The organism is Alloacidobacterium dinghuense (assembly GCF_014274465.1).
GTDB lineage: Bacteria > Acidobacteriota > Terriglobia > Terriglobales > Acidobacteriaceae > Alloacidobacterium > Alloacidobacterium dinghuense.
The window spans coordinates 3,217,169-3,234,055 of the sequence record NZ_CP060394.1 but is presented as its reverse complement, the minus strand read 5'-3'; the positions used below and the strand labels follow the sequence as shown (position 1 = coordinate 3,234,055).

18 protein-coding genes are annotated in these 16,887 nt (G+C 53.8%); 2 read left to right on the top strand and 16 right to left on the bottom strand.

Going from position 1 to position 16,887, the window contains the following annotated elements; all coding sequences use genetic code 11:
• Positions 1–6: 6 nt before the first annotated feature.
• The 16 genes from hypE to H7849_RS27435 all read right to left on the bottom strand — a co-directional run bounded on the left by hypE (position 7) and on the right by H7849_RS27435 (position 13,991).
• Positions 7–1,131 (bottom strand): hydrogenase expression/formation protein HypE, encoded by a 1,125-nt coding sequence (hypE, locus tag H7849_RS13270; protein WP_186739832.1) that lies wholly within the window; start codon positions 1,129–1,131, stop codon positions 7–9.
• Complete coding sequence (gene hypD / locus H7849_RS13265) at positions 1,062–2,192, bottom strand: hydrogenase formation protein HypD (protein ID WP_186739830.1); 1,131 nt, start codon at positions 2,190–2,192, stop codon at positions 1,062–1,064. Before hypD ends, hypE begins: the two co-directional genes overlap by 70 nt.
• 27 nt (positions 2,193–2,219) lie before the next feature.
• The gene (locus tag H7849_RS13260; protein ID WP_186739828.1) at positions 2,220–2,528 is read right to left on the bottom strand and encodes a HypC/HybG/HupF family hydrogenase formation chaperone; all 309 of its coding nucleotides are present in this window, start codon (positions 2,526–2,528) and stop codon (positions 2,220–2,222) included.
• Between the two features lie 14 nt (positions 2,529–2,542).
• Complete coding sequence (locus tag H7849_RS13255) at positions 2,543–3,139, bottom strand: YceI family protein (RefSeq protein WP_186739826.1); 597 nt, start codon at positions 3,137–3,139, stop codon at positions 2,543–2,545.
• Between the two features lie 23 nt (positions 3,140–3,162).
• Complete coding sequence (locus H7849_RS13250) at positions 3,163–3,384, bottom strand: hypothetical protein (protein ID WP_186739824.1); 222 nt, start codon at positions 3,382–3,384, stop codon at positions 3,163–3,165.
• A gap of 27 nt (positions 3,385–3,411) precedes the next feature.
• Positions 3,412–4,245, bottom strand: a complete 834-nt coding sequence (locus H7849_RS26460; protein ID WP_222439641.1) for a hydrogenase maturation protease — start codon at positions 4,243–4,245, stop codon at positions 3,412–3,414.
• Complete coding sequence (locus tag H7849_RS13240) at positions 4,242–5,312, bottom strand: hypothetical protein (protein WP_186739822.1); 1,071 nt, start codon at positions 5,310–5,312, stop codon at positions 4,242–4,244. The genes H7849_RS26460 and H7849_RS13240 overlap by 4 nt, the downstream gene beginning before the upstream one ends.
• A complete protein-coding gene (locus tag H7849_RS13235; protein WP_186739821.1) occupies positions 5,309–5,956 on the bottom strand; it encodes a DUF6084 family protein in 648 nt (215 codons plus the stop codon). The genes H7849_RS13240 and H7849_RS13235 overlap by 4 nt, the downstream gene beginning before the upstream one ends.
• Complete coding sequence (locus H7849_RS13230; protein WP_186739819.1) at positions 5,949–6,608, bottom strand: DUF5947 family protein; 660 nt, start codon at positions 6,606–6,608, stop codon at positions 5,949–5,951. Before H7849_RS13230 ends, H7849_RS13235 begins: the two co-directional genes overlap by 8 nt.
• Positions 6,609–6,610: 2 nt before the next feature.
• Positions 6,611–7,186 (bottom strand): NifU-related iron-sulfur-binding protein, encoded by a 576-nt coding sequence (locus H7849_RS13225; RefSeq protein ID WP_186739817.1) that lies wholly within the window; start codon positions 7,184–7,186, stop codon positions 6,611–6,613.
• Between the two features lie 13 nt (positions 7,187–7,199).
• Positions 7,200–9,002: a nickel-dependent hydrogenase large subunit gene (locus tag H7849_RS13220; RefSeq protein WP_186739815.1), complete on the bottom strand. Its 1,803-nt coding sequence runs from the start codon at positions 9,000–9,002 to the stop codon at positions 7,200–7,202.
• 38 nt (positions 9,003–9,040) lie between these two features.
• Entirely contained in the window at positions 9,041–10,105 is a 1,065-nt protein-coding gene (locus H7849_RS13215; protein WP_186739813.1) for an NADH-quinone oxidoreductase subunit B family protein, read from the bottom strand.
• A gap of 251 nt (positions 10,106–10,356) precedes the next feature.
• Complete coding sequence (locus H7849_RS13210) at positions 10,357–11,028, bottom strand: response regulator (RefSeq protein ID WP_186739811.1); 672 nt, start codon at positions 11,026–11,028, stop codon at positions 10,357–10,359.
• Between the two features lie 7 nt (positions 11,029–11,035).
• Positions 11,036–12,559 (bottom strand): PAS domain-containing sensor histidine kinase, encoded by a 1,524-nt coding sequence (locus tag H7849_RS13205; protein WP_186739809.1) that lies wholly within the window; start codon positions 12,557–12,559, stop codon positions 11,036–11,038.
• 121 nt (positions 12,560–12,680) lie between these two features.
• Positions 12,681–13,727, bottom strand: coding sequence for an NADH-quinone oxidoreductase subunit B family protein (locus tag H7849_RS13200; RefSeq protein ID WP_186739807.1), 1,047 nt, complete (start codon positions 13,725–13,727; stop codon positions 12,681–12,683).
• A 162-nt stretch (positions 13,728–13,889) separates the two neighbouring features.
• Entirely contained in the window at positions 13,890–13,991 is a 102-nt protein-coding gene (locus H7849_RS27435) for a DUF6893 family small protein (RefSeq protein ID WP_432756490.1), read from the bottom strand.
• 579 nt (positions 13,992–14,570) lie between these two features.
• Between H7849_RS27435 and H7849_RS13195 the strand changes: the two genes are divergently transcribed.
• A complete protein-coding gene (locus tag H7849_RS13195; RefSeq protein ID WP_251106254.1) occupies positions 14,571–15,311 on the top strand; it encodes a 6-phosphogluconolactonase in 741 nt (246 codons plus the stop codon).
• Positions 15,308–16,618, top strand: coding sequence for an MFS transporter (locus H7849_RS13190; protein WP_186739803.1), 1,311 nt, complete (start codon positions 15,308–15,310; stop codon positions 16,616–16,618). The genes H7849_RS13195 and H7849_RS13190 overlap by 4 nt, the downstream gene beginning before the upstream one ends.
• Positions 16,619–16,887: the final 269 nt, after the last annotated feature.

Sequence of the window (16,887 nt, the reverse complement as noted above, 5' to 3'; positions counted from 1 at the left end):
GTTGTCCTAACAAATTCTCGGCAGGGGATCGCCGACCAGCATATCTACAATCCGGCTGCCACCATATCGAGTGGTTACCAGCACGGCGCAGGATGGTTCGTTACGCACCTCGCCAATGACACACGCGTCCTCGCCTCCGGCTGTCTGACTCAAAGCGTTCACAGCGGCGTCAGTATATTCCGGCGCGACCACCGCCAGAAACTGCCCCTCATTCGCTACATGAAGCGCATCCAACCCGAGCAATTCGCAGGCGCCGCGAACCTCATTCCGCATCGGAATATCTTCTTCTGATAGGACGATGCCAAGACCGCAGTCGCGCGCAAGCTCATTCAGAGAAGTGGCAACACCTCCGCGAGTAGGATCGCGCATCCAGCGAATTCCCGGCGCAGCTTCCTCCGCCATTGTTTCTATCAGAGGAAGAACGCAGCGTGTGTCGGAAGAGAGATCTGCCTCAAGATCAAGTTCACCCCGCGCCAGAAGAATCGTAATCCCATGATCACCAATCGGTCCGGAAAGAATGATCTTGTCGCCGGGACGCACGGATTGCGGATCGATAACGACGTGCGCCATGAATTTGCCAATGCCAGTCGTCGTAATGTACATGCCGTCAGCTTTGCCGCGCTCAACCACTTTCGTATCTCCGCCGACGATCGTCACTCCCGCCCGTTCGGCAGCGGCCGCCATGGCGTGCACCTCGTCACTGAGAACAGATGTGGGCAATCCTTCCTCGAGAACGAATGTGACGAGCATAGCCTGGCCTCTTGCCCCGGAAACAGCGAGATCGTTCATCGTCCCATTCACGGCGAGTTCGCCGATAGACCCGCCAGGAAATTTGAGCGGTTTCACCACGAAGCTGTCGGTAGTCATGGCGACTGCTGAGCCGTCTATTTCGACGCGTGCGGCGTCACCGAGAGGCGCGGCTGTGTTGTTGAATAGAAGTGGTGCAAACAGGCCCTCTATAAGCCTGCGGCTCGCTTTGCCGCCGGCTCCGTGCGCCATCTCAATCTGCGGATCTCGAAAGCGAACGCTGGCGGCTACGGTTTTGACAGCGGGCTTTCCGTTTAAGCCACCGAACTGATGCTGGTCACCATTGCCGCTTTGCGGTGTTCGTAGTTGTAATACGCTGCGCATGAGCCCTCTGTAGAAACCATCAGCGCGCCGATGGGGTGTTCCGGCGTGCATTCCTTGCCAAACAATTTGCACTGCGCGGGCTTCAGCACGCCCTTTAGCACTTCTCCGCATTGCGCAGCTTTCGGATCGGTGACCCGAGTACCGGGGATGGGGAAGCGCTGTTCAGCATCCCATTCGGCATATTCGTCGCGGATCCTCAAGGCCGATTGCGAGATGAATCCAAGCCCCCGCCATTCAAAGTATGGCCGCAGCTGAAAGATCTCAGCCATTGCCTTCAGCGCAGCACGATTGCCTTCCCATGGAACAACGCGTTTGTACTGGTTCTCCACTCGCGCTTCGCCTGCCCGAAGCTGGCGGAGTAGCATAACCAGCGACTGCAACAGATCCAACGGTTCGAAGCCGGATGTGACGACCGGTTTGCCTTCACTTCTTGCAATCCATTCATAGGGACGGCAACCGATCACTGTCGAAACGTGCCCGGGACCGATAAAAGCGTCAAGGCGCATATCAGGAGAGTCCAGAATCGCGCGGATTGCTGGAACAATCGTGACGTGATTGCAGAAGACTGAGAAATTTGTAATGCCTTCCGACTTGGCGCGCATCAGCGTAAGAGCCGTTGACGGCGCAGTAGTTTCGAACCCGATCGCGAAGAACATTACATGTTTCTCAGGGTTCTTTCTTGCGATCTGGAGAGCATCTGCCGGGGAATAGACTATGCGTACGTCCGTGCCGCGTGCTTTGTGTTCGAAGGGGCTGCCCTGTGTTCCGGGAACGCGCATCATGTCGCCAAAGGCGGCGAAGATAACGTCGAAATTTGTGGCGACCGTAAGACCATCGTCGATTCGTCCCATCGGCAGAACACATACTGGGCAACCGGGTCCGTGAATCAATTCAATATTGGAGGGCAAGATATCTTTCAACCCGAAACGATAGATGGCATGTGTGTGGCCACCGCAGACCTCCATAATGCGATAGTGTCTGTCGGGATCGGCCAAGCGATAGATCTCCTCGGAGGCCTTAATGATCAACTCAGGGTCCCGAAACTCGTCAACGTATCGCATCTTCATGTCTCTACAGCGAAAACTCTTTCAGTTGGGCTGAGGATTTCCGCTGCTTTGCTCACCAGTCTCCTCAAATCCATAACCGCGTACTTCTTGCATGGCCTGCTCTGTTTCACCGAGCATTTGGAGAAGGTGCATCTGCTCCAGTGCATCCTGCTCGCTGATTTTCGTCATGGCGAATCCAACGTGGATCAGAACCCAGTCCCCGACGACGGGCATCTCTTCCAGCAACAGCCCCAGATCCACCTTGCGACGCACACCAGCGACCTCTACTGTGCCCAGATGCGTCTCACCGGGAACGAGCCCGACGATTCTGCCTGGAATTGCTAAGCACATTCAGCCTGTTCCTCTCATTCCTGCTTTCGAGCCACAATTTCAAAAGAAAACATTAGCCTATCTTTCAGCTTGAGGGCGCCTCCGGCAACAGAAACCAGGTTTGTGCCGTAATCGGTCTGGTCCAACGAGAAATCACCAGACGCACGTAGCATATTCCCTAGCAGCGTGACGCGCGAGGTGATTGGCTGGCTGCGCGTTATGCCGTGCAGAGTGAGGTCGCCGTTAAGGGAAGCGGAGTAGAGCATTTCTGACATCTTGGTCACACCGATGACGGCGGCGGCGTACCGTATTTCCGGGAACTTTTCCGTTTCCAAAACCTCTTTGTGCATGAGCCGCTCGATTTCGCGTCGATCTTTGTCGCTGATGTCATCCTGTACGCTCAATGAAGCGGTCTTAATGACGAGATAAAAAGAACCCGCTTCGACTTTTTCCGGGTTAAAGCTCATTCCACCGCTGAAATCGTGTATGCCGATGGTCGGGCTGTGGCCCAGCTTTGCCAGGAATCCTGTAGCAAAGGCGCGCACGGTAAACCGGCTGGCACGGCTATCGATCGTGTAGAGCCCTGCAACGACGTGGGGATGATTCGCAGCTTCTGTCGAAACTTCGCGCATGCGGGCTCCTCCGTCAACGTTGCTCACATCGCACGTAGTTTTAAATATCGTTCGACGTCTGGCATTGCCGCGTGGGCCAGATTGCCCACTCCGAGTTCAGACATATATCTGCGGATCAAGGGATTGGAAAGAACCAATCCCGCGCCAAACAGTATCAGGGACATGCCAGCGAGCATGTAAAGCATGTCCTTGTCGCCGCTGTTTCCGTTGATGTTGGTACTGGTTTCGGATAGTTCCAAAGCCACAATATATCTCCTTTCACTTGCAAATCCTTAACTGGCTGCCTTCGGATCATCCAAAATTGTCTGTACGAGTTTCTCCACAATCTTTACGGCCTCTGGTACCGCGGCCTGAACAGCATCACTCAGGCCCATCTTTCCGTCGTCACCACCAAATGTGGCAGGCTCGCACCCAACCAGAAGCACTCGTTTCAGAGAGCCATGCATTGCCGTTGCCATGCGAATCACGTTCACCGGATTCATGGCGTGCGGCTCGACGAAATTCACTTGCGCGAGTGAGGCGTCGGGAGCGTTCAGATCCGGCTCAACCACATCGACAGTTCCCGATGACTGGCCATGAGGGAAGGCGTCGATCAAGATCGTCGTCTCGTATCCATCCTGCAGGGCATAGGCAAGATCGAAGCCGCGTATTCCGAAATCGGCAACTCTCACCGAGGAAGGGAAATTGCCTTGAGCAAGCTGTTGCGCCACCTCGACCCCGAAGCCGTCGTCTCCCAGAAAAATGTTGCCGATTCCGGCGATCAGAATGCTGGGCTTTTGAACCACATCTTTGAGTTGCGGTTTATCTTGCGGAATCCGCTCAACCTCAGACGGATCGAAGAAAAATCGATGGCCGGGTTGTCGCAGCAATCCCAGATCGCGGCCAGGATCATCGTCGAGGACTACGCACACGTGCGATTTGCCTTCATAGTCCTGCTCGATGCTTTCGATGGTCGCAATCTGGCCATGTAAAGCTATGTCTAGCACGTCTCCGCCTTTGTGTGGAATAAGGCGAACACGATCGCCCGCTCTCACTTCCGAACCGGAAATGACGAGATGATCGACAAGCATCTTGTCTTCGAGCAGCTGCCATTCCCACTCGTTCATTGCGCCTCCCGCCTTGTTGCCGCTGCTGGATGCAATCCGCGCAATGCGCCGTGCAACTTCATGAATTGTTCAGGCGGCATGTTTTCAGTACGTTCGAGGATTTTGGCGGTGCGTTCATCCATTTGCCGCATTTCGCGCTTCTCTTCGTCTGTCATCGTCAGAATTCGCAGCGACAGAATTTCGTCGATCTCGGTCCCATCGAAGAGACATCCTTGGCTTTCGGGAGCGATCTGCGGGTAGTCATAGAGAATGATAGGCGACGACAATAAACCGTCCCTCTCGCTCTCGTTCCCGACAAGGACCGGCCAGGTTCCGACGTTGTTGCATTCTGCGGCAAGAGTTCGTAGATTTTCGGGAGGATCAAAGAGCGAGACAAATTGACCGTTTTCCGCAGCCAGAATCGTATGCGCAGAAACCAGCGAGTACATCAACGCATCAGCGCGAGACTGTGTTTGTTGTGGTTTGCACGGGGTTAGATTGCAAATTCGCACGGTTACTTTCGCCACACCGTCTGCGCAATTCCTCGCTTCAATCTCCACTGATCCAGAAAGAGCTCTCCACTCACGGACGATGACACCCACAATCAGTCCACCACTGTCGCGTATTGATTCAAGCTTTCTCGTGGCTGGGAACTCAAATAAAACTAGTTCCCGTGACGAAAGAGAGGCAGGATGGATCGGATGCACAGCTACTTGACGTTCGATTACCTCCTGCCATGAGATATAAGTCAGACCGCCAGCCACTAGCCTGTCGACAATCTCGAATTCTGGTTCGTCATCCTGCGGAAGCTCATCGAGAGGCTGTGCCAGCTCTCCAATCAAGCGACCGACGATCTGCAGAAACCGAACCTTGATTGTCACCTGTGTGGAAGCATGCGTTTGCAGAAGACATTCCGTCTGCATCCTCCAGGCCTCAACGCCGCTTTCCGCTTCGCTGTAAGCCCGAGGGCACAACACGCCGAAATTCCACCGCTGCTGATTCTTTACAGCGGACGCGCGATACGGGTAGAGCATGTAGCCCTCATAAAGAACGGCCTCGGCGATTTTCTCTACCTCGTCGAGATTCATGAGTGCACCGTTTCTTCTATCGGGAGTACACTTTCGAGCGCCTGTTCCCATGTAGGAATGCCGCGCTGAGTTTTGTATTGATAGAGGCGCTCAAACACATCTCGGCGCAGATTCAACCACGCGGTTTTGGGATAATAAGCATCCATCATCTCGCGCCACACTTTTAGAGCCAGGCTGAAACGAGCTTCCTGATCCCATGGAATTGGTGTTACCTGTAATAGGCCCTCGGAGTCGGCATAGAAGACCGTTCCGCTGAACATGAGGAGCAGAGGTATCTCACCATTTGTTAGTCCTTCGAAGTACTTCGTGACACCGACGTTGAAATCGAAGGTGCAGTGAATGGGGAGAAGGACCGGAGTGCTGCCCTGGAATGCAGGGACCACAACACTAACGTGGGTCCACAGAAGGCTGCGTAGAGTTTGGCTCCAGCGCTCAGGTTCACCGAAGAGATCGCGCATGCGCGCCTGTTCTTCAGGGAGATAGCGGCGTCGCGTCACGTCGATCTGGATCTGGCATCGCAGAACCACGGTATGAATGGTCTCGGCGGGGTCGGCGTTCATGATACGGAGCTTGAACGCGAGCGTGGGTGCAATCGCGAACGGGACTGCGGCTGCCCCTTCAATCTTGAAGCTCAGATCAGGCATGTGCTTCTCCACCGACAACATCAGCCCGCGATTTCAGGTCAGCGAAGAAGCGCCCGATCTCCATCCAGACTTCCGCTCCTCCAGACAATCCTTTCCAATTCGCGCGAATCAGTCCGACAAGCCGATAACAATCGTCGATCGGAGCAATATAGTACTCAGCGCTCGACAAGTCCTGCGCGTGTCCAATCCGATTGACAAGCAAAGCTTCGATGTCGGATCGCAAGTGGCTCAGGATCGCGTTCCTCTCAACAATTTCGTTCCATGCTTCCAGCGACAAGAGGGACTCGACCGCGCCAGCGGGGCTGGGATAGAGTGGGACCATCCTGTTTTCTATGCTTGAGCGAAAGAAAAATGCCATATTGATTGGAATCAACAGGCTGTTCCATTGCGCGTCTGTCATTTCGAAATCGGTCAGAAGCTTAGCGCACCGCGCCGCTCGACGATATCTGCCTTCGGTCATCGAATCGAAGAGTGTTGCACAAGCGTCGCAGGCACAAACAATCTGACGCGAGGAAAGCTCGATCAGATGCGGATGCTCGTGCGCCAAAGGCAGACTGCACAATTCGCACCGCTCCATAGGTCGCCGCACGCGCGCGAACTGGCGCAACATAGAAAATGCCTGATCCAATGGCGCAGATGTACTAGCGGGCATGATCAGCCTCTCTCCGCTGGAGTCGCCACGTGGGCGGCAGGTGACTTCAACAGATTCTCAACAGGGATGAAACCTGAAGCAGCTTCATCTTCCGGCGTGATTATGGAGAGGGAAGTCAGATCCGGCGCTTGATCGTAAAGGCACTCCTCCACGATTGCGTGCAGGTTCTTCGTCGTCGAACCACACGCGTGGCTAGATGTGTTCAGGCGAACCTGAATCACACCTTCGTGCATACGGATCAGTTCCACTTGCGCGTCGAACTTTCGCAAACGGACACACGCAGTATCCAGGCCTTTCAGAACGCGGGTTTCGAGGCTATCGGGATGCAGCGAATAAAGAAGCAGCAAGTTACGTACGAGAGGGTCATGTCCAAGCTTGTCGATGAGGGCTTCACCCTTCGGCCCTGACTCAAAGACAATCTCCATGATTCGCTCAAGTCCAGTCCCATGAATCTCCATGAGAAGTTGAACCAATTGCCGTGCCGCAACCTTCAAGCCTGCGCCCGGCGACTGGTCGAGTTCACCGACCAGTGTGCCGAGTTGTCTGATCTTGTCCTGGAATTCCTTTTCGCCAGTCACGCGTCTCCTTTAACTAAGGCTTTTGCTGTAGCCCGAACATTGGAGAATGGTGGGTCTCAAGCACTTTTCCATTCCCCAGGTACATATGCACGCCGCAGGGCAGGCATGGGTCGAAGCTGCGCACAGTCCGCATAATGTCGATGCCCTTAAAGTTTTCCGGACCGTTCTCTTCGAAGATCGGCGTATTCTGTACCGCATCTTCGTAAGGTCCGGGTGTGCCGAAACTGTCACGTGGATTCGCATTCCATGGCGTTGGCGGATAAGGATGATAGTTGGCGATCTTGTGATTGCGGATCACCACATGATGCGAAAGCACTCCGCGAACCGCCTCATGGAAACCGCATCCAATGGCCTCTTCAGGAACCTTGAAGTCATTCCATGTCTTTGTTCTGCCAGCATGCAGCTCAGCTAACGCCTGCTCGGCGAAATAGAGTCCGGCAGCAGCCGCATAAGCCTGGAAATACGTACGGGCGCGATCGCGTTCGATGGCATTGCTCCACTTGGGAATCTTCCACTCGAACTCAACCTCGGGCAGCGACATGGTCTTCGGAAGATAGATTTTTACGCTGTGTCCGGTGGCTTTGATGTAGCCGATGTCGACCAAGCCGGCCAGCGCCGTTGCCCAGAAGCGTGCGATTGGGCCACCGCCTGTGTCGAGCGCCAGATAGTCTCCTGTGCGCTTGTCATACCAGCGGGGAGACATTACCCATGTGTACTTTCCCGTAAAGTCGCGCTTCTGCGGCTTTGGATACGTAGTCTGGTTCCACGGGTGCCGTTGATCTACTGGATTCCCCAGGGGATCCTTTCTTACGAAAATTTCAGCGTTTTGCCAATCGTCGTAATAGGAGCTACCGAGCAGGATGCGTATGTTGAGATTGATGTCCACCAGGTCTGTGGTGACGAGCTCGCCGTCGACCACGACACCCGGGGTGACGAACATATTCCTACCCCAGTCGGTCATTTTCTCGTACGTATAGTCGCAGACATCGGGATTGTTGAATGAGCCCCAACAACCGAGAAGAATCCGCCGCCTGCCGACCTCTTCGTAACCGGGGAGGGCTTGATAGAAGAAATCGAAGAGGTCGTCATGCAGCGGCACAACTTTCTTCATGAACTCGACATACTTCATCAGCCGGACGATGTAATCGGTGAAGAGCTGAACGGTCGGGACGGTCCCAACACCGCCCGGATAGAGCGTTGACGGATGGACGTGACGCCCTTCCATTAAGCAGAACATTTCGCGGGTCATGCGGCTCATCTGCAGAGCCTCGCGGTAGAAGGCACCGGTAAAGGGATTGAGAGCGCGCATGATATCGGCGATGTTTTTATATCCATGCAGGTTGGCATGCGGAGATTCGGTCTTTTCCGCTTTCTCAAACACACCGGGATTCGTTTCTTTCACCATCTGCTCGCAGAAGTCCACACCGACCAGGTTGTCCTGGAAGATGTTGTGGTCGAACATGTATTCGGCGGCCTCGCCAAGGTTCACAATCCACTCCGCCATTGCTGGAGGCTTCACACCGAACGCCATGTTCTGCGCGTAAGTGGCGCAGGTCGCATGGTTGTCGCCGCAGATACCACAAATGCGGCTTGTGATAAAGTGCGAATCCCGCGGATCTTTTCCCTTCATAAAGATGCTGTAGCCACGAAAGATCGAGGAGGTGCTGTGACACTCCGCCACTTTGCGCTTGCCGAAGTCAATCTTTGTGAAGATTCCCAGGCTGCCGACGATCCGTGTAATCGGATCCCAATTCATCTCTACTAACTGGCTTGGCGGGTTGGCTTCTTCTTTGCGCTCGACTGTAATTGTGCCCATCTTAGTAACTCCTAAATTGAGTTAGCCGGGTTGGTAAGTTAATAGGATCTCGGATGATATCCGGTTGTCAGCTGAGCACGTGGATGTCGCCACTTCGGCTCTTTGTTCACGGTTTCGTTGGTAAGGGCTCGCAGAGCCCGAATTCCTTTGCCATAAGCGCCAATGGCCGTGCTCGATAGCTTTGCGCCTGGAGGCTCATCCATGAAGGGCATGAATTTATCAGGGAATCCGGGCATTGTGCAGCCGATACAAATTCCGCCCACGTTAGGACAGCCTCCGAGCCCTGCCATCCAGCCGCGCTTGGGCACGTTGCAGTTCACGACGGGGCCCCAGCATCCCAACTTCACGATGCATTTGGGTGAGCCGTATGAAGTCGCAAAGTCTCCGCCTTCGTAATATCCGGCACGGTCGCAGCCTTCGTGTACGGTCCTGCCGAACAGCCACGTAGGCCTGAGTTGATCATCGAGCGGGATCATAGGAGCCAAGCCGGCCACCTGATATAGCAAGTACAGAACCGTCTCCATGAAATTATCCGGCTGAACAGGGCAGCCGGGAACATTCACAATCGGCAAACCCGCCTTCGATTTCCAGTCCCATCCCAGATAGTCCGCCAGCCCCATGCAGCCCGTTGGATTACCTTCCATTGCATGAATGCCGCCATATGTTGCGCACGTTCCACAGCCAATTACGGCCAGTGCTTTCGGAGCAAGACGATTGATCCACTCATTCGTTGTAATTGGCTGCCCTGTGTCTGGGTTGGTTCCTAACGCGGCCCAATAGCCTTCTTTTTTTATCTTTTCGTTTGGAATAGACCCCTCGACGACAAGCACAAACGGATCGAGTTTGCCTTCCTCCGCCAGGTACCAGTACTTCAGGAAGTCATCGCCAACCTCATAGGCGAGAACAGGATTGTGCAGATGCACCTTCGGCAGACCGGGAATGGCGCCGAGCAAAACATCTTCTATACTGGGCTGCGTAGCCGCCGTGATTGAGACCGAATCTCCATCGCAGCCCAAGCCGGCAGTCATCCAGACAATGTGCACTTCTGCCACGGCCGGCGCTTTCTGAGTAACGCGGCCATGAGGTGCTTGTTTCGCTGTCATGATCTGCTTCTCCTTTTTTGCAAGTGCTTGCTATTACGAGGATGGCGGAGGAGTGAGTGAACGCCGCCGTCACGGGCGAACATGTCATCGGAACAGAGGCAGGATTCGATTTACAAGCGGGACTGATCCTATTTTGTCTTCGTCCCGAATACTCGTTTTGGCATAAGGGATTCCCTGAGGGAGTTGGCACAAAGCTCGACTGAATAGCTTCGGATAAGTCGAGCAATGCAAATGTAGAAGTTTCCAGGTCGCTATCGGAGCTTCGATTGAATGGCATGCTGTACAAGTTCGCGTCCGCTGCGAAGCGAAAGCTTGTCCTTGATATGTGCCTGATAGGTTTCAACCGTTTTTATGCTGAGGTGCAGCTTTTCTGCAATCTGGCGAGTCCCGCGACCCTCACCAATAAGGCGGAATACTTCTAATTCGCGATCGGAGAGAGCGGAGAGTTGTGAATCCAAATCTGTTGAAGCTCCACTGATGTACTGATGGAGCAGCTTGCTGGCCATTCGATCACTCAGATAGATTTCTCCCCCGAGAATGCGCCTTACAGCCACGAGAACCTTCTCCGTAGCTTCTTGCTTCATAATGTAGCCGTTCGCGCGAGCCCGTAGTGCGCGCTCCGCGTAGATGGACTCATCATGCATCGAGAGGATGAGTACGGGGAGATCTGGATAGAGCGCACGGATATTTTTCAGAAGATCCAATCCATCTGGACCATTGAGCGAGATATCAACAATCAAGATATCCGGCTTGTCTGCGGCGATTGCTTTCATCACTGCCTGCGCTTCTTCGGCCTCTGCGCAAACCATCAGATCGTTTTCGCGATTGATCATGAGCGCCAAGCCCTGGCGCAGCAGGGGATGGTCGTCCACGATGAAGACTTTCTTCCGCGCAGAGCGTTTTGATTTGGCGATCTCTGTCATGCGAACGCTATCCGCAATCTTTCATCGGAAAACTACAGATCACCACGGTCCCGCGCGGTGGGACTCGTTGTATCTCAAGCGCTCCTCCGACCATTCCAGCTCTGTAGCGCATAATATGTCGTCCCATTCCCTGGGCTCGTTCAGATACATCCGCAATGCCTTTGCCGTCGTCGCGAACGGCGAGTCTGCCTCGTTCCTGGTCAGCCGTCAATTCAATCACGATATTCTGAGCCTCTCCGTGCTTCATTGCGTTGTTCACGGCCTCCTGCGCAATGTGATATAGGTGCGTAGCTGTCGTCACGTCGTGAATCAGGACGGGCGATTCGCACTGAAAGCGGCATGATACTCCAAATAAATCCTCTACTTCTGCCGTCCAAACTTGCAAAGCAGACATGAGCCCGTGTGAATCGGAGACTACCGGAAGCAAACCGCGGGCGAGTTCGCGTGTTTTGTGTATGGCTTCATTAACAAGCTTCACAATCTTTGTGGCATCTTCTGTTTCCGACCGCTTGTGCTCCGCCAGTCTCGCCTCATGAACCTTGGCCATAAAAGCGATTCCGGTGAGATGCTGCCCCAAACCATCATGCAAGTCCTGGCCAATGCGGCGCTGTTCGCGCGCGCTGATGTCGAGAATCGCTTTTTCCAATTGCTTCCGTTCCGTGATATCGATTCCCGTAGCGATGACATAGTTTGAGGTGCCGCCGTTTCCGTGCAGCAATGTGCTCGTCCACGCGATCAATCGCTGCTCCCCATGCTTTGTCATCCAAGTGCTCTGGTAATCCTGAGTGAGCAGATCAGCGCGCAGCACTTCAAACATGGTCCTGAAACGGGCTGCTTCTTCGGGAAGGAGAAACAGGTCCCATATGCATTTGCCCTGCACCTCTTCAATCGAATAACCGGTGGTGAGTTCACACGCAGGATTAAACCGCAGGATACGTCCCGCGTCATCTAGGACGACGACCAGCGCTCCCACCGTGTCCAGAATCGTGGTTACAAAGTTACGCTCTTCCTCGAGCTTTTCTTCAACTCGTTTGAGATCCGATATGTCGAATGCCACGCCGTGAATAAACCACGGACGTCCATCATCGCGGCGCACCATACGGGCATCGCAATGGAACCAGATCACCCGTCCGTCTCGCGCAATGACACGATATGAGGATCGCAGCGGCTTGCCCGTTAGGAACATTTCCGCGGCTTCCACACTCCACCGCTGTTTGTCGTCCGGGTGGATATGCTGATACCAGCGAATGGGATCTTCCAGCCATTCTTCCCGCGAATAGCCAAGGGCCGCTTCGATCTGCGGGCTAACGTAAGCCTCACTGATTCCTCGATCGAGATAAACCATGAACACGACTGCCGGCATTTGTTCCAGCAGGGCACGGTATTTAGCTTCGAGGTCCGGCGTTTGCGCATCCGCACTCGGCGCATCCGAAACGCAATATTCTCCGATTGACCCCGAACCTGCGGACGAATTATTAAAAACACTGGCTAGATCGAAGAGGAGGGCCTCCGCCTGACCGATCTCTCTCAATTCGTCTCCGGCAACCGCAAACTGCGATAAGTGGGCGCCTTTCTCTCGGATCCTCTCGACGGGAGAAGCCATGTTGATTAGACGGCACCGTTTGCCGTTTTCCTCCATCTCTATCGAAGAGTTACGCCATTTCATTCTGGTTGCCTGACGAAGACATCTTCTGTCGCCAGATCGGTTCTTTATTGAGTGACGCCTGGGTGAACCGCCGAAGGGCGTGGATGGCGCGTCCGTAGGTTTGCACCGCGGCCGACGAAAGTAAGGAACCGGGCGGCTGATTCATAAACGGCATGAACTTGTCCGGAAACCCTGGCATCGTGCACCCGATGCATATGCCTCCAACGTTGGGGCAGCCGCCGATGCCACCCATCCAGCCGCGCTTACCCACATTGCATTGCACCACCGGACCCCAGCAGCCCAGCTTCACGATGCAGAGCGGCGATCCGTACTCTTCCGCAAACTGCGCCTGCTCATAGTATCCGCCCCGATCGCAGCCTTCATGCAACGTGCTGCCAAAGAGCCATGCGGGTCGCAGACATTCATCGAGCGGAATGATGGGAGCGCGACCGGCGGCCATGGTCAGCAGATAGAGCAGCGTCTCCATGAAATTGTCGGGTTGAACAGGGCAGCCTGGAACGCAAACAATGGGAATGCCCGCGATCGAGCGCCATTTCCAGCCAAGATAATCAGGCAGGCCCATGCATCCGGTTGGATTGCCTTCCATCGCATGGATTCCGCCATACGTTGCGCAAGTGCCTGCCGCGATGATTGCCCATGCTTTCGGCGCAAGTCGGTCAATCCATTCGCATGTGGTAATAGGCTGGCCCGTTGTACGGTCAGTTCCGAACGATGCCCAATATCCCACCTTCTTATTCTTCTCGTTGGGGACAGAGCCTTCCAGCACGAGAATGAAGGGCCTTGATTTGCCTTCAGCAGCGGCGTGAAAATGCGCCATGAAGTCGTCTCCAACTTCAGAAGCAAGAAATGGATTGTGAAAGTGTACCTTGGGAATCCAAGGAAGCGCTCCAAGAACAATGTCCTCAATGCTTGGCTGCGTAGCGGCTGTGGCGGCGATCGTGTCCCCATCGCAACCCAGACCCGCAGTGATCCAGAGAACTTCAATCTCCGAAATGGGCAGCGGCTGGCGGTCTGCCTTTTCCTGAGAACACATGACGAGGATGCCTGCTTTTTCCTGCGGAGCGTGACACCACAGAGAAAATACACGCGTCCATATTCAGCTTCAATCTTGATTTAGGCAAGAGAGCTGATGCACGGAGAAAAGAAAAACTTGTGCGCCGTATCGAACGAAACCACGCCTCTGATTGCGCGCCGATTACATACAGCGAATGCGGAGATAGCGGCGAATATCCGGTGCCAGCGTAACTAAAAGGGTAAGCATGCCCAAAGAAGCTAAAGTCCAAATTGCTCTCTTCATGCGCGACCCCCTGTAATTGTGATGCGAATGAATTTGTATTTCAAGGTCGTACGATGTGCGTTCATAAATATTTTCTAACCTCTGGCGGTGGCTCTTCCAATTAGAGCATCCTGTGATGGGATGCAAATAAGAACCATTACGACCTCCCGGCGGCAACTTGCCTTCTCGCGTCTTGAGGCGGACGATAGCCGGATTGGTCCCTCGCAAGCCAGCGTATCTTCAATAATCGGCTCTCGGCTGAACTTCTCGCAAATGTTTCGGCTCAGCTCGCTGGCTCGCGACATTATGTCAAATCCAGGTCGGCCATGACAGCGGTTGTGTGCGTTCTTTTAACGCGGGAAGTGCCAGATAATTTTTTCTTTATAGACATGGCGGACTGTGATATCAACAATCATTCGTATTCAATCGATTCAATGTGCTGAGTAACAATGAGATCATCTATCTCGCCAGGAACTGTGCAGCGATGTTAAGACTCTCGACGCCAGCAAAATAACTCAATAAAGACGAGCTCAGGAAAGTTGCATTGACCAGCGAGGACATACACGGATGAATTTCAGAATTTTCCATGATAGGCGCTCCATGGGCAGGGCTGCTGCAGAGCAGGCTGCTGCGGCGATTCGGGCGGCAATTCGCGACCGTGGCTCTGCGCGTATCGTAGTCGCGACTGCGGCATCACAGAAGGAATTTCTCGAGGAGCTAACCAATTCCCCTGGAATTGATTGGCGACTGGTTGAGGTCTTCCATCTGGATGAATACATCGGTCTGGATATTACTCATCCCGGTAGCTTTCGCAAAATGCTTTTGGACCAGCTCATTTACAAAACCGGAATCCTCAACTATCACTTGCTTGACGGTGATGGTGATGTTGCATCGGTTGTGCAGAGTGCCAGTCAGGCGATAGCTTCGGCCCCGATCGACATTGCGTTTCTTGGAATCGGCGAGAATGGGCATCTGGCTTTCAACGATCCACCAGCGGATTTCGAGGAAGAAGAACCCTATCTGGTTGTGACGCTCGACGAAGCCTGCCGTCGCCAGCAAGTAGGTGAAGCTTGGTTTGCTGATATCACCGCGGTTCCGCTGCAAGCGATATCAATGTCAGTCAAGCAGATTCTAAAGGTGAGAGAACTTCTTGCAGTTGTACCGGGTCCGCAAAAGGCGCCAGCCATCAAAGCTTGTTTCAATGGAGAGATCAGCCCCATGGCGCCGGCTTCAATCCTAAGAACGCATGCAAACGTCACTGTATATCTTGACGAAGACTCCGCAGCCCTCCTGGATCGGAAGTTATATTCTGGCTCAATCAGCTCAGCCCCTTCGAAATGAGCCTATCGAACAGAGCGCGGCCAATACTGTCGTTGCGCTGGTGGATTGGCGGCATTCTTTTTGCTTCGACCGTTATCAACTACATCGACCGCCAGACCCTGTCACTGCTGGCTCCCTATCTGAAGGTGCAGTATCGTTGGACGAACAGTGATTATGCCACCATTGTGATCGGGTTTCGTGTTGCCTATACCTTGGGGCAGGCCTTATCCGGTCGCCTGCTGGATCGCATTGGGGTTCGACGAGGCCTGACGATCACAGTGGTTTGGTATTCGGTCATTTCAATCCTGACGTCGTTATCTCGAGGTTTCTTCAGTTTCACGATGTTTCGCTTTCTGTTGGGAGCAGGTGAATCGGCGAATTGGCCAGCTGCGACCAAGGCAGTCTCGGAGTGGTTTCCGAAAGAAGAGCGCGCACTAGCCACAGCCTTGTTCGATAGCGGCTCATCGATCGGAGGCGCTATTGCACCCTTCTTGATTCTTCCGATCTACTTTCGTTGGGGCTGGCGTCCAGCATTTATGATTCCTGGACTGCTTGGTTTTCTCTGGCTAATCGTCTGGCGCTGGCTTTATCAGCCTCCAGAGAGGCATAGCCGCATCAGCGCTGCCGAATTGCAATACATCGTGGCAGATAAGAGTGAAGACGACGTGTCGAAAAGCGCGTTGTCTCCGCACTGGATCGACCTTCTGAAGTTTCCTCAAACCTGGGGAATCATCATCTCCAGGCTGTTTACAGATCCCGTCTGGTTTTTTGTCACCGATTGGTTTCCGATTTACCTGGTGGCGAAAGGGATCGCACTCAAGAGTGGCTTGATTGCTATTTGGATACCGTTCATTAGCGCAGATCTGGGCAACTTCTTCGGCGGCGCTCTTTCCGGTTACTTGATTCAACGTGGATGGCAGGTCGGCGTCGCTCGCAAAGCGGTGGTTATCTTTGGTGGCATTGGCGTGACAATGCTGATCCCCACCATTTTTACGAACAACCTGTATCTCATCGCAGGCCTATTTGGTCTGGCTTCTTTGGCTTATTCTGCTTTCTCAACGATGGCGAATGTGTTTCCGTCGGATGTGTTTCATGGAGGCTCGGTAGCTTCGATTAGCGGACTAAGTGGAAGTGCAGCTGGCGTCGGAACGATCGTGGCATTCTATTTCGTGGGACACCTCAGCGACGCGCGTCAATCAATGGGGAGCAACTCTTTCGACCCCATCATTGTTGTTGCAGGGTTAGTTCCTTTCGCAGGAATGCTCTTAGTGCTGTTGCTTGTGCGCAATACCAGAGCGACGGATGAAGGATTAATTAAGAGGATCTAGCTTTCGTCTGTATCGGCCACCGCGATTCGTTAGTTCCTGGGAGCCGAGCGGTTCGGCCAGCGGAGGATCGATGACAATTTTCGCGAGGGGTTCACTGCCGACCGGCTGGATGGCTTTAACCCATTGTCGCGGCACTCGGTCTAATGTCGCGATTCCCGCAAAACGGTATAAGCAATTCACCAGGCTAAGCCTTCAGAAAAGTAATCGCGATCCTAGGTCGCAGTGAGTGTAAGGCTATTCAGAGAACTGTAATCGAAAGTGATGTAAAG